15 protein-coding genes and 1 pseudogene are annotated in these 18,537 nt (G+C 56.4%); 7 read left to right on the plus strand and 9 right to left on the minus strand.

Going from position 1 to position 18,537, the window contains the following annotated elements:
* Position 1: 1 nt before the first annotated feature.
* Together AC1RMG_RS28565 and nirK are read left to right on the plus strand one after the other, a co-directional pair.
* Positions 2–820, plus strand: a complete 819-nt coding sequence (locus tag AC1RMG_RS28565) for a YfaP family protein (protein WP_093409678.1) — start codon at positions 2–4, stop codon at positions 818–820.
* Positions 821–933: 113 nt separating this feature from the next.
* On the plus strand, positions 934–2,022 hold the full coding sequence (gene nirK / locus AC1RMG_RS28570; RefSeq protein ID WP_011063717.1) for a copper-containing nitrite reductase: 1,089 nt from the start codon (positions 934–936) through the stop codon (positions 2,020–2,022).
* 33 nt (positions 2,023–2,055) lie between these two features.
* On the opposite strand, the gene AC1RMG_RS28575 is transcribed toward nirK, so the two are convergent.
* The 7 genes from AC1RMG_RS28575 to AC1RMG_RS28605 form a co-directional block, all read right to left on the minus strand.
* Entirely contained in the window at positions 2,056–3,138 is a 1,083-nt protein-coding gene (locus AC1RMG_RS28575) for a dienelactone hydrolase family protein (RefSeq protein ID WP_123577406.1), read from the minus strand.
* Positions 3,139–3,264: 126 nt separating this feature from the next.
* Complete coding sequence (locus AC1RMG_RS28580) at positions 3,265–3,714, minus strand: DUF3828 domain-containing protein (protein WP_011063716.1); 450 nt, start codon at positions 3,712–3,714, stop codon at positions 3,265–3,267.
* A gap of 10 nt (positions 3,715–3,724) precedes the next feature.
* A complete protein-coding gene (locus tag AC1RMG_RS28585; RefSeq protein WP_011063715.1) occupies positions 3,725–4,096 on the minus strand; it encodes a hypothetical protein in 372 nt (123 codons plus the stop codon).
* A 156-nt stretch (positions 4,097–4,252) separates the two neighbouring features.
* Entirely contained in the window at positions 4,253–5,428 is a 1,176-nt protein-coding gene (locus AC1RMG_RS28590) for a GGDEF domain-containing protein (protein WP_072452886.1), read from the minus strand.
* Positions 5,429–5,568: 140 nt separating this feature from the next.
* Positions 5,569–6,045: a hypothetical protein gene (locus AC1RMG_RS28595; protein WP_015637184.1), complete on the minus strand. Its 477-nt coding sequence runs from the start codon at positions 6,043–6,045 to the stop codon at positions 5,569–5,571.
* A 714-nt stretch (positions 6,046–6,759) separates the two neighbouring features.
* Entirely contained in the window at positions 6,760–7,137 is a 378-nt protein-coding gene (locus AC1RMG_RS28600) for a hypothetical protein (protein WP_404673626.1), read from the minus strand.
* Between the two features lie 33 nt (positions 7,138–7,170).
* Positions 7,171–7,623, minus strand: a complete 453-nt coding sequence (locus AC1RMG_RS28605) for a YfjT/YkfB family phage-associated protein (RefSeq protein ID WP_404673627.1) — start codon at positions 7,621–7,623, stop codon at positions 7,171–7,173.
* Between the two features lie 136 nt (positions 7,624–7,759).
* On the opposite strand from AC1RMG_RS28605, the gene AC1RMG_RS28610 reads away from it, so the two are divergent.
* Complete coding sequence (locus AC1RMG_RS28610) at positions 7,760–8,104, plus strand: helix-turn-helix domain-containing protein (RefSeq protein WP_071485534.1); 345 nt, start codon at positions 7,760–7,762, stop codon at positions 8,102–8,104.
* Between the two features lie 805 nt (positions 8,105–8,909).
* Here AC1RMG_RS28610 and AC1RMG_RS28615 read toward each other — a convergent pair.
* Positions 8,910–9,878, minus strand: coding sequence for a DUF932 domain-containing protein (locus tag AC1RMG_RS28615; RefSeq protein WP_404673628.1), 969 nt, complete (start codon positions 9,876–9,878; stop codon positions 8,910–8,912).
* 86 nt (positions 9,879–9,964) lie between these two features.
* The gene (locus AC1RMG_RS28620) at positions 9,965–10,294 is read right to left on the minus strand and encodes a hypothetical protein (protein ID WP_404673638.1); all 330 of its coding nucleotides are present in this window, start codon (positions 10,292–10,294) and stop codon (positions 9,965–9,967) included.
* A 590-nt stretch (positions 10,295–10,884) separates the two neighbouring features.
* On the opposite strand from AC1RMG_RS28620, the gene AC1RMG_RS28625 reads away from it, so the two are divergent.
* The 4 genes and pseudogenes from AC1RMG_RS28625 (at position 10,885) to AC1RMG_RS28640 (ending at position 18,528) form a co-directional block, all read left to right on the plus strand.
* Positions 10,885–11,115, plus strand: a complete 231-nt coding sequence (locus tag AC1RMG_RS28625; RefSeq protein ID WP_404673629.1) for a helix-turn-helix transcriptional regulator — start codon at positions 10,885–10,887, stop codon at positions 11,113–11,115.
* 420 nt (positions 11,116–11,535) lie between these two features.
* A complete protein-coding gene (locus AC1RMG_RS28630; protein WP_493170816.1) occupies positions 11,536–12,651 on the plus strand; it encodes a YagK/YfjJ domain-containing protein in 1,116 nt (371 codons plus the stop codon).
* 21 nt (positions 12,652–12,672) lie between these two features.
* Positions 12,673–13,930: pseudogene (locus AC1RMG_RS28635) on the plus strand (IS3 family transposase); the annotation flags it as partial.
* 467 nt (positions 13,931–14,397) lie between these two features.
* Complete coding sequence (locus AC1RMG_RS28640) at positions 14,398–18,528, plus strand: autotransporter outer membrane beta-barrel domain-containing protein (RefSeq protein WP_493170817.1); 4,131 nt, start codon at positions 14,398–14,400, stop codon at positions 18,526–18,528.
* Positions 18,529–18,537: the final 9 nt, after the last annotated feature.

An 18,537-nucleotide genomic window follows, 5' to 3' on the forward strand; every position in this document is an offset into this window, starting at 1 on the left:
CATGAAACTTCCTGCTCCCCCGGTCCTCCTGTTCCTTTGTGGAATGTTCAGCCTGCCCATGGCCCTGGCCGACAGCGGCATCCAGCTCGACACCCCCAAGGGCGGCTGGCGCACTCGAGCCATGGATGGTGAACAGTACATTCAGGAGGTCAACTATCCGGCCTCCTCGGTGAATACCCCCCAGGGCCAGGCCGATACCGCGCGTATTCGCGGGCAGATCAAGGGTGCGCCCAAGGCGAACAAAGAGCCCGGCAAGCTGATCGTCAATGGCGTCAGCATGCCGCTCAAGTTCGATGAGCAAGGCAGCTTCGACCGGCCGTACGCCTTCCCCAACGGCAGCAACAGCGTCGAAGTGCGCAGCCCGGATGGCCAGCAGCGCAAGCGCGTGCAGTTTCTCAACACCGGCGGTGGCGTGACCCCGCCCAAGGTGCGCGTGCTGCTGTCCTGGGACAGCGACAACACCGACCTCGACCTGCACCTGGTAACCCCGGACGGCGCGCACATCTGGTACGGCGACCGCGTGGCTCCGAACGGCGCGACCCTGGATGTGGACGTGACCACGGGCTACGGCCCGGAGATCTTCTCCATGCCGGCGCCGCTCAAGGGCCAGTACCTGGTCTATGTGAACTACTACGGTGGCGGTTATCGCAGTGACGACGATGAAGACGGCGGCCAGGAAAATGCCGTGCAGCCCCTGACCACCGCCCAGGTCACAGTGATTACCGAGGAAGGTACGCCGGATGAAAAGAGCGAGACCTTTGTGGTGCCGATGCGCGCCCCCGGGGAACTGACCCTGGTGCGCAGTTTCAGTTATCCATGACCGGGCTCAACGGATGCGCTTTCCCGGCCATCCGTTCATTGCCCTGAGACAATACGGGCCCCCGGTGTTTGCCTTGCAATGAATCACCATTCATTGGCAGGGAAATGCAGAACATGGGTGCTTTTCAATCGTGGTTGAAGTGCTGTGTAGTGGCCGGAAGCTGTGCCTCCAGCCTGGTGTTGGCCGCGGGCGCCGACGGTTTGCAGCGGGTCAAGGTGGACCTGGTGGCGCCGCCCCAGGTGCATGCTCATGAGCAGGCTGTCAGCGGGCCGCCAAAGGTCGTGCAGTTCCGCATGAACGTGGAAGAGAAAAAGATGGTGGTGGACGATCAGGGCACCACCCTGCAGGCCATGACCTTCAACGGCTCCATGCCGGGGCCGACCCTGGTGGTGCACGAGGGCGACTACGTTGAGCTGACCCTGAGCAATCCGGCCAGCAACAGCATGCCCCACAACATCGACTTCCATGCGGCCACCGGTGCCCTGGGCGGTGCGGCCCTGACCCAGGTGCTGCCGGGGCAGGAAGTGGTGCTGCGTTTCAAGGCTGACCGCAGCGGGACCTTCGTCTATCACTGCGCGCCGCCGGGCATGGTGCCCTGGCACGTGGTTTCGGGCATGAGCGGGACCTTGATGGTGCTGCCGCGCGAAGGCTTGCAGGACCCTGCCGGCAAGCCCTTGCACTATGACCGGGCCTACACCATCGGCGAGTTCGACCTGTACATCCCCAAGGACAAGGACGGGCATTACAAGAGCTACCCGGACCTGGCCTCCAGCTACCAGGACACCCGTGAAGTGATGCGTACCCTGACCCCGAGCCACGTGGTGTTCAACGGCCGTGTCGGCGCCTTGACCGGAGCCAACGCCCTGACCGCCAAGGTCGGCGAAAGCGTGCTGTTCATCCACTCCCAGGCCAACCGCGACAGCCGTCCGCACCTGATCGGCGGCCATGGCGACTGGGTCTGGACCACCGGCAAGTTCGCCAACGCCCCGCAACGCAACCTGGAGACCTGGTTCATCCCCGGCGGTTCGGCCCTGGCGGCGCTCTACACCTTCAAGCAGCCGGGCACCTACGTGTACCTCAACCACAACCTGATCGAGGCCATGGAGTTGGGGGCCCTGGCTCAGGTCAAGGTCGAGGGGCAGTGGGACGATGACCTGATGACCCAGGTAAAGGCCCCCGGGCCCATGACTCCGGCCAAGTGATAGCAGCCGGGGCTCAAGCCCCGGCACCTGGCATCAGAGGTTCAGGGCGAACTTCAGGTAGCCCGGATACACCTGGCGCCAGTCGTCCTGGAAGGTATGGCCTTGCTCATGCTCATGGCTCTGGACCTGGTTGCCGGGTTCCAGGGCCTGTTGCGTGGCGGCGGTGAGCTTCTGGTTGCTCTCGTGCTCCTTGGCGCCATGGACGATGACGATGCGCTTGTCCCGGGCCTTGGTTTCGCCGAAGGGAATCCGGTAGCCGCCGGGTGACAGCAGCAGCGCGCCGCTGTAATGCTGCGGGTACTCGGCGATCAGGTGCGAGGCGTGCTCGGCACCTTGGGAGAAACCCATCAGGACGATGCGCGAGCGATCGATACGGGTTTGCTTTTCCAGTTTCTTCAGCGCTGCGCTGACCGCTTCTTCGGTCGGTGCTACCGAATGCTGCTGCCACATGAATTGGTGCTCGTCGCGCTTGAGAGTGCCGTTGATGCCTACCAATACGGCTTTTTCCCCCACAAGGTCCGTGCGCATGTCGATGCCGTCGCTGCCTTCGGTACCGAACCCCGACAGCCAGACCACTACCGGCCAGCCCTCGCTCGGGGCCTTGCCCTGGGGAATGCTGAAGGCCGCAAGGCCCGCATCCCTGGCCTTGGCCGGGTAGTTCTTCTCGGCGGCCTGCAACAGCTTCTTGTAGGCCGGGTCCTGCTGCAACGATTCCAGTTCGTCGTCTTCCTTGAGCAGCACCAGCTGCCAGAAGCCACGCTCGCGGGCCTGGTCGAGGTATTCGGCGGCGCGCTTGTTCTTGTCCATGGCCGCCAGGCTGCCGGCGGCCTGGTAGGAGGCGTAGGCATTCTTTGGGTCGAGGCGGGCAGCGGTCAGGTAGTAGGCGAGGGCGCCGGCGTAGTTGTCGTGCTGGCTCTTCTCATTGTCCCCGGCCTCGATGAAATCCGCTGGCGTGGCTTCGTCCAGGTACAGGTTGGCCATGCCGGCCAGGCCTTGCCAGCGCCCCTTGGCGACGTCCTGTTGCGCATCGGCATGGGCCCAGGAACTGCTGAGGCTGAGAGCGCTGAACAGCGAGATAAATGACAGGGGCAGGCGTACTGCGGCCGGCAACGACATGACTGAGAGTCCTTTTTCAGTGAAGGAGGTCCCGGGCCGTTGCCCGAAACGGCGCGCAGCTTAGCATGGCGGATCGCCCGGATGGACGACCCGCGCTGTGGCCGGAGTCAGCGCCGAAGCGGTAGGTCAATCGCTCTGGTCGGCAGTGGAAATCACTTCATCGATCTTCCAGCAGCCCTTGTCCTTGATCATCCGCACATCGACGATCTGGGTGGTGTCCGGGGTGTTGCCCAACGTCACTTGCTCCTTGGCGCTGGAGCCCTGGACTTGTGGTTCGCTGACCTTGATCTGGGTCAGCCACTCATCCATGTAGTCCTGGGCCTTGAGGAAGTAGTCCTCTTCCAGGCCGTCGGGGCTGGCCATCTGTTTCTTGATCTTGGTGATCAGCGAGTCGGAGACGTACTTCTTCATTTCCGCCACGTTGTCGGTCAACGGATCCTTGTCTTCGCTGAAGGTTTGCAGGTACCAGCTATAAAACGCCTGGGTTGCGGGCTTTGGCGAACTGGCGCAGTCGGCCAGGGCGACCGACTGATGCATCGCGACCGCTGCCAGCAGCGAGCAGAACAGCATTCTCATGGGGGACCCCTTACGGATGGCGATAGATTTTGTAGGCAGGTTTCTGCACCCGGTAGGAATGCCCCGGGTAGAAACCGTGCAGTTGCTTGAAGTCTGACACCCAGAGTGTGCCGTTGAACATCGCCATGTGACCGTGGGGGTGCCCTGGAATGGGCTGGATGATCACCACATCGCCCGCTGCGGGCGTCTGGCCGGCCGGCTGTTCGATGAAACCTGCAGAAGTCAATGATGAGCCGAAGTCCTTGGCCGAGTGCTTCCTGTGCAGAATCACCCCACCGCCACCGGCTTCGATCGCCTGGCGAGTATAGGCCGCACAGCGCCCCGTACTACCGGCGTGAGCGTGAGCGTTCAAGTGACTGATAGCGGCTTCTTTATTCCACATTCCTTGTCATCCGAGAGTCCTGGAGAGCGGCGAGTTTATTCTTGCCCAAGGGCGCCGGAAATACTGGCTAAGTGCCTTATTTGCCGCCTTTGGGGGGCGTATCACAGTTATCCCGCTGATTGGCAAAACCACGCAGGAGCCAGGCGGCTTGGCCGTTCAGTCCGGCTGCAACTCCAGGGCGCTGCGCGATACCGTGTGCACTCGGTTGCGCCCCTGGTGCTTGGCGTCATACAGGGCTTCGTCGGCCAGGGACAACAGGCGCGGCAGGTCGTAGCCCCGGGTTTCACTGCTGACCACACCGATGCTGACGCTGAGCAACCCGGGTTCCAGCAGAGGCAAGCGGGCAAAAGCCTGGCGAACCCGCTCGGCTACCGTTACTGCGGCCTGCTCATCGGTCGCGGCCAGGAGGCAGGCGAACTCTTCACCGCCAATGCGGGCATATACGTCTTTTGTACCCAGGGTTTCTGCAAGTACCTGGCTGAATGCGACCAGCACCTGGTCGCCGGTCTGATGACCGTAGGCGTCGTTCAGGCGCTTGAAATGGTCCAGATCGCACAGCAGCAGGGCCATTGGTGAGCCCCGGCGCTGGCATTCGATCAGCATCCGCTCGCCATTGACCATGAACGCCCGGCGGTTGCCGATACCGGTCAGGGCGTCGCAGAAGGCCGCCGCCTTGAAGCGCAGTTCGACTCGTTCCTTGACCATGCACAGGGTCACGTAGGCAATGCCGATCACATACAGCATCGATTCGAACAGCATGAAGGAGAAGAGTGGCACCCCGGCACCGTAGCCTTTGAGCGCCTGATCCATGGCCACACCCTGGTCAATAAGGGCACGCACGATGTAGTACGTCGTGTGCAGCAGGGTCAGGACCACCGCCGGCATATAGGCGACCTCCAACTGCTGGCGGCTGCGCCAGAACTCCAGCAGGGTCAGCACGCCATAGGCCGCCGCCAGTAGCGAATACACCGAGACCCGAACCGGCATTGACTGGTAGAACGCCGGCACCACACACAGGATCAGCCAGATGCCGGCCCCGGCCAGCAGGCCCGGGACATGGGGGCGACGCCCGGCGAAGACCCGCATCGCTGTCCAGTTGAGGCCGGCACTCAGCAGCAGGACCACGTTGCCGAGGATTTTCGGCACGAAGTCCATGCCCGTGTCGCGCAGGCTGACCAGCACCACGCCCACCGCCGCCAGCAGCATCATGCCGCCCAGATAAGCCAGTGGCCGCTCACGGGTTTCCCGTAGCCAGGCGTGGAAGGTCAGCAGGCTCATCAGAAAGAAAATGAACACCGAGACTACGAGCAGGGTGGGGATGTGCAGGGCCATGTCCGGAATTCTCGTTAACGTCGCGCTCAAGGGGCAGGAGTCGAAGCCGGCCGCTGCAGAGCGGGCGAATTGCCATCAATGGGCGGGATTGTAGCGAGAACGTGAGGGCCTTGGTGTGGGGGGGGCAAGGAGTGAAGGGCCTAGCGGAACCTCCCGCAAAGCGCGTTGCCCTGGTAACCGTGCGCGATTGGCCCGAGGAACATGAATGGGCCACAGGCGTAGAAGTCCGAACTGACTTTCTGGTTCACATACAGCAACGCAGCTTCGGCGCCGTTTATATCGTTGCCGTACGAGGTGGCGCTGTAGGACTCGCAAACCGGCAGTTTCAGCGGGATTGGCAGGATCACGAGCAAAACGGTGGTGCCGCACCACTGGCGTTCGGCGGGGCTCTTCTGCGTGCGGGTGATGACCGGGGTCATGGAGTGGCCCACCAGCGTTTGGTGAGCGTCGGTCTTGGTGACTTGCCTTTCGGGCATATCCATCCAGGCACCCACGCACCCGCAAAGGCCAAGGGCTGTCAGCGCCGCCAGCAATGCACCGTTGATGGCTCGCCGCAGGGGCTGAAAATTCACCGCAGGGGATCTTGTGGGAGCTGCAAAGCTGCGTAGGTCGTGCATCCTGCACCTGCTGTAGGAGTGGCCGGTCCTTCCCGTGCCCGGGTTCCAGGCATTAAAAAGCCGGCTTGTGGGCGGCGTTATTATCTTGCAATTTACTGATTTTATTGAGTATTCCTGAAAGTATGTATTTTGTCCCCCCATTTATCCCCACAATGAAGCCTTGCGTCAACATCCTTCGAGAGCTTGCCGTATGATGCAGATGCTCAAGCCAGATCTAGTTCTGGCACTTTGAGCCTTTAGGGCGCTCTAATCGCATTGTAGAGACTGGATGAGGCGGATTTATCAGAACCGCATTAATTCAATAGAGTTATTTTTATGTCTAAAGAGTCCGAGGTGATTAACTAATCGGCATAATTCAAAAATAAAGCCTGAAGAAACGACCCATTTTTGAGGCCGGTTCTTCAGGCTTATTTGTTAGCTATCCGTTCGGGTCTCTGATGGTGAGATTTGACGTTCACTCTTTCTGGCAGATGCGTGCTGCAATCATTACGTCTTGAAGCAGCTTGTCAGGATTACTACTCGAGCGAAGCTGCGCTGGAGAGTACTTCGCCTCCAGTTTCTGAAAGGTGCACTGGCAAATAGCTTTAGGCGCCCCGCTTTGTACGCATCCAGAAAGGAATTCCCCTCTCGCGTGCGAATTTTCATCAGAGCAACCTACCACTAGCAAAAGTGCAGCGATTGTACTGCATTTTGGGTGCGGGCTGACTCCGTGCATCAGCGTAGCACCATGGCGCAGCCGAAGAATACGCCCACACATAAGCCAAGTACTTGCGGGCCAACCGCCCAAAACACCTTGATCCAAATTAGGCTCAGGATGCCACCATTGGTGAAGACTGCATCTGGATGAGCGAATTTACGGATCGCATCACCGGCCATGGCACCCAGCCAGCCCAAGATCGCGCCGACCAGAACGGCCACGCATTTAGCAAACCAGCCTGCGCTCAATATCATGGACGAGGTATTGAAGGTCACACTCACTATTGCCAACACCGCCGCTGCCACACCCCAGCCAATCATGGCTGGGCTGATGCTGCTTGTACTACGGTCTTCTTCGTTGACGCTGCTCTGTGGGTTTTCGCCTTGTTGAGACACGTGATTCTCCTTTTGTGATGATTGGCAGATCAGTTACCAGGCAGCCAAGCAGCTGTTGTTTTCGTCGTTCAGAGCTGGCAATGCCGTCTTAAGGTTCTCAGTGGGTAGGTTGAAGACTTTGCCTTGAGCGCTGAACTGCAACCGATTGGCGTTGCGCAAGGCCCCCCAGAACTCATGAGTGAAGATGCTGCTGCAGGCACGACAGTCTGTGTAAAACGGGTTATGGAAGGTTTTTCCATCCACGATGAGGTCAAAACCTCGTCCGTCTTCTGAGCTATACCCCCGGCCACTTACGGTGGCGCTGGCTGAGACATAGCGGTCGTCATCACTGGGGCATGCAATCACTAATTCGTTGCCGTTACCGTCGTCGACGGCATATTCGGCGGTGCCCATCGCCCAGCCCGAGGTCCAAATATTGGTTCCGGCAGAGGCGGTATTTGCAGCCAGGCCGCTTAGCGCCACCATTAGTAGGGTTTTAGTATTCATGGGGATGTTCCTTCTCAAGGAGGCTAATGTGTAGTTTTAGGATGGGTGACAACCTTTAAGGGTGATTTTCAACTTTTGATGTTCTTCATGTCAATGAGGTGATGCCCAACCATCTAGGTTGAGATGGGAGGGCAAAATGGTTGAAATTGATCAGAAGCAATTGGCGGGCACAGTAGGGCGCGCCATATCTAAACAGCGGGTGCGTAGCGGACTAACCCAGGAGGCGGTTGCAGAACAGTTGGGGGTGGGGAACGAGGCGGTTTCTCGCATTGAGCGAGGGATCGTGATGCCAAATATCACTCGGCTTTTGGAGTTCGCCGACATTTTTGGCTGTGAGGCGGCTGACTTACTGAGTGAAGTAAGCCCACTGGTCGATGACCAGGCGAGTCGGATCAGTCATTTATTGGCATCTTTGAATCAGTCCGATAGACAATTGGTGGTCGAACTGGTCGAGCTTTTAGTTAATCGACTTAAAGCATGATCATGGGGCGACGGAATCAAAGTGGGTGCCGCAGCGTAAGCAAAAATAGGTAAAGGAGCCGAATTGATATTTGTGCATGTTCTGAATAGACCTGTCACTGGCGCTGAACGCTGAGGTGGCTCTGGTCACCGCCGTCGTCATGTTCTGCAGAAACCACGCCATAGGCTCCACTGTGTGCATGCTCTTGGTGGAAGGGGTTGTTTGCCTTTCGCGAGCGAAGCTATTTAGCACAGTAAAGAACTGAGCGATCGCCTTGGCGCTGTCTTGGCTAAGGACAGCTGAAGACTCACATATGAAGCAGTGTGGGTTCATACGAGGCCTCTATCTGAATAAGTGAATGCAGTGCTGAGCATGTCGTTATGGGTATCAAACCGCCGTGCGGTAATGCGCGCGAATTTTTCTTAGAATGATGACCAACAGAACACAGCCCAACACGATGGCAAACAGTAGAGGTGGGAAGCGCAACATCAGGCAAATGGTCGTTACCACGATGCTGCTACCGGCAAGCAGGCAAATGAACGTGAACAACGTGAGGAAAAATCGAAGTACTGTCATAGACGTATTTCCTGTCTTGGGACCTTTAAGTGGGAGTCACGGGGGGGTATGTTTATTGGGTGGCGTCTAGAAAAACGGGGTTCGGCGAGTGATACGTGGACTTCTGCACCGATAGCAACATGGTCTAGAGTCCAGGTACCTACCAGGCTGCGAGCGTCTTTCCCATGTCTGGTTGTGATAGGGCTAGCTGGTTTCCAGGTCTTGAGAGATGTCGTTTACATAGAGCTTGAATAGATGCATGCGCCAAGGCTCACGCCACGAGTTGCAGTGCGGCATTCAGGGCTTTCTGTTTGATCGCCGCACCTTGACCAAACCAGGCGGAATCCATTCGGTACTCCGAGCTTCGGGCTCGTCGCTCGTGATCCACGTACTCCGTTACCGCGTTCAGCAAACCCCAGGCGGTATTGCGCGCGGACACTAGATCAGCACCTCGACCTTTTCCTTCATACAGGCTTTGCACCTTCTCCATTGCTCGTTTGTTGGGCAGTACCTCGGGGATGGGGGCGTGCGCGCTGGTGTCGCACAGTACGTCCATAAAGAAACCTAGGGCCTCTTTGGTCTGAACTCTGCGTTCGGCGAGGATGTGCATCCGATACATGAACTCGTCCCATTGCGAGACGGCGATGCCCAGTTGCTTTTTGATACTTCGAGAATCAAAGCGCGTGCTGTGCGGCACCTTGATGGCGTGAGTGGTGCCGTTGAGAGAAATGCTCAAGGTGTTGTTGCAAACCACCCGCACTGTGGTGGGAGTGGCGGTAGTCGCCAGTGTGCCGTCACAGGAGGTTGCTAGCAGCAGATAGCCATTGACCTGATCATTACCCTTCAGCGTTGCAGCCTGACCAGTTCTGGCAAGAGCCCAGAACTTGCGTCCACCTTTGAGCACGCCAGCGGTTTCCAGTTCGTAGCCTGAGAACTCCGTCAGGTCTCGGTAGAACTCCAGCACCTCACGGGGTTGCACGACCTGATAACGATTGGAGACCACTGACAACGGTGCTTTGGTGTCTGATCGATACAGCACTTTTTGTTCCGGGAACGTGTGAATGCTGCCCAAGTGACCGGTAGCCTCGGCTTTGAAATGAACCGGACTGTCCTGAATCTGCCAATTCATGCCCGCTTCTTGCTGCCAGACTTCCAGCGGTTGTTTTTCGGTAAGGCGACTGCCCAAGCCGTGCCAAGGAGTAGCACCAACGTAAGCCATTTGTTCAATGAGGTGAGCCATGGGAAAGATTCCTTTGAGTGCAGGTCGGCATAAGTGCTGCACAGAGCGCAGCACGATCCGGGTTTAATGTTGAGGAAAGAGGGGATTTAAGTAGGCAGGTTGAAGCGATGCCCGCAGACCAAGCAGTGGTTATTTGCCAATACATGGCGATCCAGTTTTTCGCCGAGCTGGGCGCCAATGGCACAACCACCTACACCGCCACCGAGTCCGCCAAGCAGGGCGCCCGAGACTGTACCGATGGTGATGCCGAGCGGTCTGGCAAGCGCGCCGACAGTGGCGCCTATTTGGCTACCCGTGAGTACATTACTCGCTCCTCGCGCAGCACCGCCTACGGCACCAACACTGGCCCCGATCGTCATGGCTGTTCTGAGGAAAGCAATCTCTTTGGAGTTACAGCGAGGGCACTGAAATGACATGGTTTTGGATTCCACGGTGGATGTTCAGTGTCGTGATATAGGCTTAAAAACCGTTCTAATTTTCGGGGAAGAGCAGGTGTGCACCTTGTGGCGGTGCCAAAAACCGGCAATTTTCTGTAAATGCTATACGGCGTTAGTTCCTGCTGAAAACGACTCCAGTGCTCGATGTGCAGAGTTAGTTCTTTGCTCGCCTTTGCGGCGCTTTTTGACTGCATTTTCGGCTGGAGTGGTTCGCTGGGGAAAAACTACCCGGATGCGTTATGGCATACGCACCGGCCCACATTAAGTCATCCACCTGAAAGATCAGAACAGCCCCCATAAAGCTGAGCAGTGCCTGGATGCACGAGAAGCTGCTGAGTGTCCGGGGTAGCTCAAGGCATGTCAGGGGCCCAGAGACCCACGGTAAAGGTGACCTATCGTCGTTGCAAGCAGTAGGCCGGTATACGACTTCTACAGCGAAGCACTTGCTCAGTTTGAATCAGAAAATCTATCCCAAGCTCAGAAAAAAAATACTCGTCGCTGCCGACCTTTTTGTTGGATTGAGAGAGATTTAAAGTTCCATCACTCCCAAGCCAACAGCGAGAAGGCAAGTGACAAATTCAACATCTGTTCCCTACCCGAGAGTTTTACGTCTCAAGCAGCTGAGCGAACGCATAGGTCTAGGCCGGTCAACGATCTATGACCGCATGGACGCCCAGTCACCAAGGTACGACGCTACGTTTCCAAAACCGATCAAATTGGGGGCCGCGGCTATCGGCTGGATTGACTCCGAAATCACCACCTGGATTGAGCAGCGAATGTCTGCTAAGGAGGCGTGCTGAGTATTGAGCTGGAGCGTTATTAAGTTGTAGAGCTGAAAAGGCCTTAGCTGTTTTGTGTTGAGATCTCGCACTAACTTCGTATATAAAGTTCTCTTCTGTTTAGATTGAAAGGCCCGTTGTCGGTAGTGCTTTGGTTAGGACTTTGTCGCGCTATTATTTCTGGTTTATATGTTATTGGTAAATTGGTAATTGGTAGTGTATTGATAGTGTTGTTAGTAGTGTTGTTAGTAGTGTTGTTAGTAGTGTTGTTAGTGAGTAGGTATTGTCATTCTTAATGACAACCTGTGACTGTTGATGTGCATGAGTATGTGAGTAGGAGGTTTGTTTAGACAAGCGAAGTGGATGGGATTGGTCAGTAACCAAGTAGGTCGGTAATTTCAATTGATTAACGAGTCTCTGGAGAAGTGATGGTGCGCGCTTATGAGTGTTGACATTGAGGAGCGCTATACGGCGCTCGTGAGTAAGATGGACGTACACATAAAAGGTGTCGGTCAGGTAGGAGCTGTAGACGCAGGATTGATCTGTACATTGAAAGACGCTTCTTCCTTTGTAGGACGGCTAGTAAGGTCGCAAGGAGATGCGTTCAGACTAACTGCGACAGATGAGTTTGGTAACGCAAGTCTGGAAAGCTACCCTTCCGGTAAATTGTTGCTCAGGTTGGTAAGGCTACACATGCCGGACGATAACCGGTTCAACGCTCTTTATACGCTTGAGCCATATCTGGAGATGGCGATGAGTAAGGTTAAAGAGTTTGATCTGTACTACCACTGCATGACCTGGAGGTTTGAAAGGCCTATTAATGAAGCTGAAATGCTCATGAAGCATTTAAATGAGTGTGTGAATCAGATTCGTAAAAGTGTCAAGACTAAAGCTTTCCAAGCACGGCTCAATAGCTATCAGCGATCAAGCAACAAAAACTATAAGGAGCTCACCGGGTACGTTGACGCATTATTTGAGCGCTACTCCAGGCTGATGGTGGTGAGGGTTGACCTCTCTTACTCGAAAGAGAACTCCAAAACTACGCAGGCAGTTGCTAAGCAAGATCGAGAGCGCCTGTTCGGGAACGCCAGGTCGAACAAATTGTTTGACGATATGGTGGGCTACATCTGGAAGCTGGAGCACGGGCCGGAGAAGGGCTTCCATTACCACATGATGTTTTTCTTTGATGGATCCAAGGTTCGAGAAGACGTGACTGTCGCTCGGCGGGTGGGTGAGTATTGGTCGGATGTAGTCACGAAAGGGCGTGGTCTGTATTTCAACTGTAATGCGAACAAGCACGGCTACAAGACCTGTGGGGTCGGGATGATCGACCATAGTCAGTCCGCGCTACGTGAGGCTTTGCGAGGCGCAGTGGTGTACCTCACGAAAACGGACCTTTACATGAAACTGCAAACTGAAGGCAGGGGTATGGGCAAAGGGTTAAGCCCCGGCCCCAAAGGCACCCGTGGTAGGCCTAGGGCTGTTTCGCCGCGAGGGAGTGCGCAGCCTAGGAGCATTGGACTGCCCCCTGGCACCGTAGACATCTCCAGCCTATGATCGGAGCATAGGAGGAAGTTTATGAGCACCCAACGATTCACGCCGGAATTCAAGGCAGAGGCCGTTAGGCAAGTCATTGAGCGCGGATACTCCGTTGCGGAAACAGCCGAGCGCCTCGGTGTTTCGACCCACAGCCTCTACCAATGGGTCAAAGCCGTGACGCCTGACAAAACCGAGAAACAGGCCAGCGAGTTGCTCGAAGTCAAAAGTGAGATTTTACGGCTGCGAGCCCAAATGCGACGCTTGGAAGAAGAGCGCGACATATTAAAAAAGCAGCGCGGTACTTCGCCAGGGAACCCGAGTGAAATACCGCTTCATGAACGAGCACCGACATCAATACGCGGTCACTACGCTGTGTCGGGTGTTGAAAGTTGCTCGTGCCGGGTTCTATCAATGGCTACACAAGCCTGTTTCTGATCGCGAAAAAGAGAATGGTCGGCTGTTAGGGCTGATCCGCGACTCCTATGCGGCCAGTCGAGGTGTGTATGGCGCACGGAGGGTGTTTGCTGACTTGCGCGAGGCTGGAGAAAGTTGCGGCAAGCACCGTGTCGCGGTATTGATGCGCACCAATAAAATTAAGGCGCTCAGAGGCTATAAAGCCCCGCGCACAATCAAAGGCAGACCATCGATCATTGCCCCCAATCATCTCAACCGGGCCTTCACTGTCGACGCATCTAATAAGGCTTGGGTGACCGATATCACTTACGTCCGGACGTGGCAGGGCTGGTTATATCTGGCCGTTGTACTGGATCTGTATGCTCGCAAGGTGGTCGGCTGGTCAATGAAGCCAACGCTGGGCAAGGAGCTGGCATTGGATGCATTGCTCATGGCGGTATGGCGTAACCGTCCGGGCAACACACCTTCCTGATGCCATCGCTTAAGGCGATGGTGTCCACCTAAATTTAAGTGCACACCATGTCTGGGCTTAAAGGAGTCGGCTAGATGACTTTGCCGGACGCATACGGTATGGCGCCGTAAACCCAAAACCAGAGTCATCGTGCATTCGGATCAGGGGAGCCAATATGGCAGCGATGACTGGAAACGTTTTTGTCTGGCCAACCACCTCGAGCCGAGTATGAGCCGGCGAGGAAACTGCTGGGACAATGCGGTAGCGGAGTCTTTTTTTAGCAGCCTGAAAAAAGAGCGTATCCGTAAGCGGATCTACAAAACCCGGGACATGGCCCGGGCCGACGTATTCGATTACATTGAAGCGTTTTACAACCGAACGCGTCGTCACAGCCACCTGGGCGGCGTCAGTCCTGAGGCCTTTGAAAGAGCCTCACTTTGAGGCTGGAAGATGTCTATGGGGGCGGGGGCAGTCCAAGTTGCAATGTGGATAAGCGAGTGGACAGTTGGCGTCGCGACATAAAATCTTAGATAACAACAATAGCCCGTTTACGATCGCTGTCCTTTACCTACGTCAAGCGCCCGGATCTATTTCGCCCGGAGGTCTCACCCCGCTCCCGCAGGACATAGTGAATTTTACGATAGCCATATGCACATGCACTTCCCGCCAAGCATTCGTGAGCAAGCCGAGTAAGCATCGCTGCCGTTCGCTCAAGGCCCTTCCTCGAACGGAGTTTAAGAATTTTCTCGTTGAGTCAAAGATCAAGGAATTAGATGATAGCTATTAATTAGCGTCGTAGCTGCGAGTTTTCGTATTTCGCGAGAGTACGGCACCAGATCGCATAATTACTCACTTTGTTGGAAGATCATCTAGCAGGTGGGCGGGGTGTAAAAATCGCCATGGGCAAGAACAAGAATAGTCACGCGAAACATTTCAATGGGATGTTTTTCAAGCGAATTGCAACGTTGATGCAGAGCACTGCATGTGTCTTCGCAGTAATCCAAACAAGTTCAGCATTGGCCCAAACCGTATCTCACATGTTCCCTAGTGGCGGCGGCACATATCCCGCTGCCCAAAATACAGGGGAGGCGGGAGCGGATGGAACGGATGGATCGCCTACTGCAAGTTGGGAGGATGGGGCGGCAGGCAGGAATGGAACTGAATCCTATAATTTAAATGCAACAATAGGAACAACCCAAGAACAGAACCGATTTTCAGTAGGCGCCACCCTCACTGGCGGAAATGGGGGGCGTGGTGGCCGCGGGGGGGGGGCTGACGGCAACGGTGGTGGCGCCGGTGGCGCCGGTGGTGCCGGTGGTGGGGGCATTACAGGTGACACTCTGACCATCACTAACAACGACGGCGGCACTATACGGGGCGGCGACGGCGGAAGGGGCGGCGACGGCGGCGGTATCGCCAGTGCGGGCATCGTCAGCGGCACCGGCGGCACCGGCGGTACCGGCGGCACCGGTGGCGCGGGCATCAGCGGCAGTAATCTGACGATCACTAACAACAACGGCGCTACTATATGGGGCGGCGCTGGCGGCGCTGGCGGCGCTGGCGGTATCAGCTTTGAAAGCGTCCTTACTGCTACCAACACGAGTGGCGGCACCGGAGGTGAGGGTGGTGCAGCTATTAATGGCGACAATCTGATCATTACCAATAGCGGCGCGATACAGGGCGGCAACGGCGGTGCTGGCGGAACTGTAGGCCGTGTAAGAAACAGCGCTGGCTGGTACAGCAGCAGTAACGGCTCCACCGGGGGCAAAGGGGGGGCTGGCATTCACGGTAGCAATCTGACCATTACGAATCAGAGCGGTGGCGCGATATGGGGCGGCAACGGCCGCAACGGCGGCCCCAGCGGTATTGGTAACGATATTAATAAAAGAGGGGGCAACGGCGGCGACGGCGGTGCTGCTATTGGCGGCAAAGATCTGATCATCGCCAATAGTGGCGTGATTCTGGGGGGCGTCGGCGGCAACGGGCTTTTGGGACCATCTGGTGGTGCTAATGCTGTCACAAACCCGTTGTCTTCTGGCGGCGACGGCGGCATTGGCGGCCGCGGCGGTGCTGGTGTTAGTGGCGAAAAACTGTCAGTTGTTAATAGAGCATCTATTACCGGCGGAAATGGCGGAAATGGCGGAAATGGCGGCCTATGGATCGGGGCTGTTGCCGGTGGCGCGGGCGGTGCAGGTGGTGCAGGTGGTGCAGGTGGTGCAGGTGGTGCAGGTGTTGGTGGTGACAATCTGATCATTACCAATAGCGGTGCGATACTGGGCGGTGCTGGCGGTGCTGGCGGTACTGGCGGTACTGGCAGAGGAGGTAGCGGAGGCACTGGCGGCAGTGGTGGTGCCGGTGGTGCTGGTATCAGCGGTAATAATCTGACCATCACTAACGACAGCGGAGGTACGATACAGGGCGGCGCCGGCACTAAGGGTGGCAATGGTGGTTCGGGCATCGGCGGCACCGGCGGCACCGGCGGCATTGGTGGGGCTGCTATCAGCGGCGACAATATAACTATTGTTAATAATAACGCCGGCGAAATACACGGTGGTGCGGGTGGTGTGGGTGGCGCCGGTGGCAGTGGGGCCAGCGGTGCTCCGGGTGGCACGGGTGGCGTGGGGGGCATGGGGGGCGACGCTATAAATGGCAGCAAGCTTACTATTGTCAACAGTGGCAAGATTACCAGAGGTGAGGGTGCTGCTGGAGGCGATGCCGGAGTTGGTTTTCCTGTAGGTGGCGCGGGCACTACCGGCGCATCTGGCGCAGCAATCCGTTTGGAAGATGGCGTTAACAAGCTGACGCTGAAGACGGGTTCTGAAATTACGGGCGATGTTTTTCTGTCTGGTATGCAAAATGCGACAAGCACCAACACGCTGTCCATCATCAGCGAAGCAGCCACACCAATTAATGGTGGCTTGACTGCGGGTGCCTATACGGGCGTATCCCTTTCGGGAAAAACTGTAACCTTTACCGGCGATGCCAGCTTTAGTGATAAGACCAGCCTGACCTTTGGTAGCCTTGTCGGCGGAACAGCCCTTTCGGCCAACAGCCTGTCCTTTAGTGGAACCGACATTAAGGGCAGAAGCAACATCACCAAATGGAACCAAACCGATTACACGCTGGCGACTACGACAAATGGGGTTGGCGGAACCTATAGCGACAAGACGGAGAACGACCTTCTGGCAGATGGTGCCAAGAGCTATGCCGGGGTGATTATCACCAATCGCGGCAGAGACCTTTCTTACGGCCTTAAATGGAATGATTTGGGCAATAGTGCAGAGGATGCCTATGGCACCTTTGATCTCAAGGACGGTGCAAGCCTTACGCTTGGCGTTGCTCTGGCTGATAACGCGACGGTGACAGCGAGCAATGCGAATGACTGGGACGGCAAGAGCCTGACCAAGGATGGCCTTGGTACGCTGATCCTGAATGCAAAAAACACCTATACAGGCTCGACCACTGTCAGTGATGGGGCGCTTAAGACAGGCGTTGCAGATGCCTTTGCAAGTACCTCCGGTGTCGGTGTTTCTTCGGGCGCTACGCTTAATTTTGGCGGTTACAGTCAAAAGCTGGGCGCAGGGGCTACGTTAGACAATGCCGGTACGGTTCTGATCAATGACTGGGATGCAGCCTTGCTGACTTCTCCAGTGGTGATCACAGGTGATGTGATCAATCGCGGGACTGTTGTCATCAACAATTGCACAACCTGTGCAGGGCAGACATTGGAGGTTGATGGGAGCTGGACGGGCAATGGTGGGACTGTGAGCTTCGGGACTGTTCTTGGTGGCGATAGCAGTCAGACCGACAAGTTGATCATTACAGGCGATGCGAGTGGCACGACCAAGGTTAAAGTCACAAACGAAGGTGGTGCAGGCGCACAGACGTTCGAAGGGATCGAGCTGATCAGAACAGGCAGTTCCAGTGCAGGCGCCTTTGTGCAGGATGGCCGTATTGTTGCTGGCAGCTATGATTACTCCCTGCAGCAGGGAACGGCATCAGGTGTAAATACCAGTAACTGGTATCTGACCAGCAAGCTTACAGACAACATTAACACCTATCGCCCAGAGGCTGGTGGATATGCGAGCAATCTTGCGGCTTCAGCAACGATGTTCAATCTTCGTCTGAATGACCGTGAGGGTGAAGGATATTATGTTGATCGCTCGGCGGGTGAGCGTCGTACGAGCAATATCTGGCTTCGTTATGAAGGCAAACACAGCCGCAACCAGATGGTTGGCGGTCAATTGGACAACAAGGCTAACCGCACAGTCTTCCAGATGGGTGGCGATATGCTGGGTGGCTCGTTCAACGACACCGATCAGTGGCGCCTAGGTGTAATGGGTGGTAGCGGCTATCAAAACACAACAACCCGCAACAGCATCTCAGGCTATCGCTCGGATGCCAAGGTGAGTGGCTACTCGGTCGGCCTCTATGGCACCTGGTTCCAAAACGCTCATGATCACAGCGGCCTTTATGTCGACAGCTGGGCTCTCTACAGCTGGTTCGACAACACCATCAAAGGTGAAGAACTTCGCAGGGAGAGCTATAAGAGCAAGGGTTTCTCCGCATCCATCGAAGGCGGATATAACTTCCTTGCCGGAACGGTTAATGGCCTTGGTGGGGTTGCAAGCAACGTGGTTATCCGTCCTCAGGTTCAGGTGATCTGGTCAGGCATTCGTGCCAACGACAATACCGAGATTAACGGAACACAGGTTTCGGGCCTTGGTGAGGGCAATGTACAGACCCGCCTTGGTTCTCGCATATCGCTCTCGCCGGTTGATCGTCAGGCTTCCTATGGCCTTGAACCATTCATTGAAACGAACTGGCTGCATGACACAAAACTTTACGGCGCGGAGATGGGCGGGGTTAGCAGCTTCATCGAAGGCAGCCGTAATATCGGAGAGATGAAGATAGGTCTTGAAGGAAAGTTCACTGATAACTTCAGCGCCTGGAGTTCTCTGGGCCGTCAGATGGGCTCGGACAACTATCGTGAGACAGAGGGCGTGATTGGTGTGACGTACCGCTTCTAAAGCAATACG

This window comes from Pseudomonas sp. GW822-FHT04H02 (assembly GCF_058800645.1).

Bases quoted from the DNA above. Each gene is read 5' to 3' on its own strand.
- AC1RMG_RS28565 (WP_093409678.1), top strand. From the start codon at position 2: ATGAAACTTCCTGCTCCCCCGGTCCTCCTGTTCCTTTGTGGAATGTTC.
- nirK (WP_011063717.1), top strand. From the start codon at position 934: ATGGGTGCTTTTCAATCGTGGTTGAAGTGCTGTGTAGTGGCCGGAAGC.
- AC1RMG_RS28575 (WP_123577406.1), bottom strand. From the start codon at position 3,138: ATGTCGTTGCCGGCCGCAGTACGCCTGCCCCTGTCATTTATCTCGCTG.
- AC1RMG_RS28580 (WP_011063716.1), bottom strand. From the start codon at position 3,714: ATGAGAATGCTGTTCTGCTCGCTGCTGGCAGCGGTCGCGATGCATCAG.
- AC1RMG_RS28585 (WP_011063715.1), bottom strand. From the start codon at position 4,096: ATGTGGAATAAAGAAGCCGCTATCAGTCACTTGAACGCTCACGCTCAC.
- AC1RMG_RS28590 (WP_072452886.1), bottom strand. From the start codon at position 5,428: ATGGCCCTGCACATCCCCACCCTGCTCGTAGTCTCGGTGTTCATTTTC.
- AC1RMG_RS28595 (WP_015637184.1), bottom strand. From the start codon at position 6,045: ATGCACGACCTACGCAGCTTTGCAGCTCCCACAAGATCCCCTGCGGTG.
- AC1RMG_RS28605 (WP_404673627.1), bottom strand. From the start codon at position 7,623: ATGAATACTAAAACCCTACTAATGGTGGCGCTAAGCGGCCTGGCTGCA.
- AC1RMG_RS28610 (WP_071485534.1), top strand. From the start codon at position 7,760: ATGGTTGAAATTGATCAGAAGCAATTGGCGGGCACAGTAGGGCGCGCC.
- AC1RMG_RS28615 (WP_404673628.1), bottom strand. From the start codon at position 9,878: ATGGCTCACCTCATTGAACAAATGGCTTACGTTGGTGCTACTCCTTGG.
- AC1RMG_RS28620 (WP_404673638.1), bottom strand. From the start codon at position 10,294: ATGTCATTTCAGTGCCCTCGCTGTAACTCCAAAGAGATTGCTTTCCTC.
- AC1RMG_RS28630 (WP_493170816.1), top strand. From the start codon at position 11,536: ATGAGTGTTGACATTGAGGAGCGCTATACGGCGCTCGTGAGTAAGATG.
- AC1RMG_RS28640 (WP_493170817.1), top strand. From the start codon at position 14,398: ATGGGCAAGAACAAGAATAGTCACGCGAAACATTTCAATGGGATGTTT.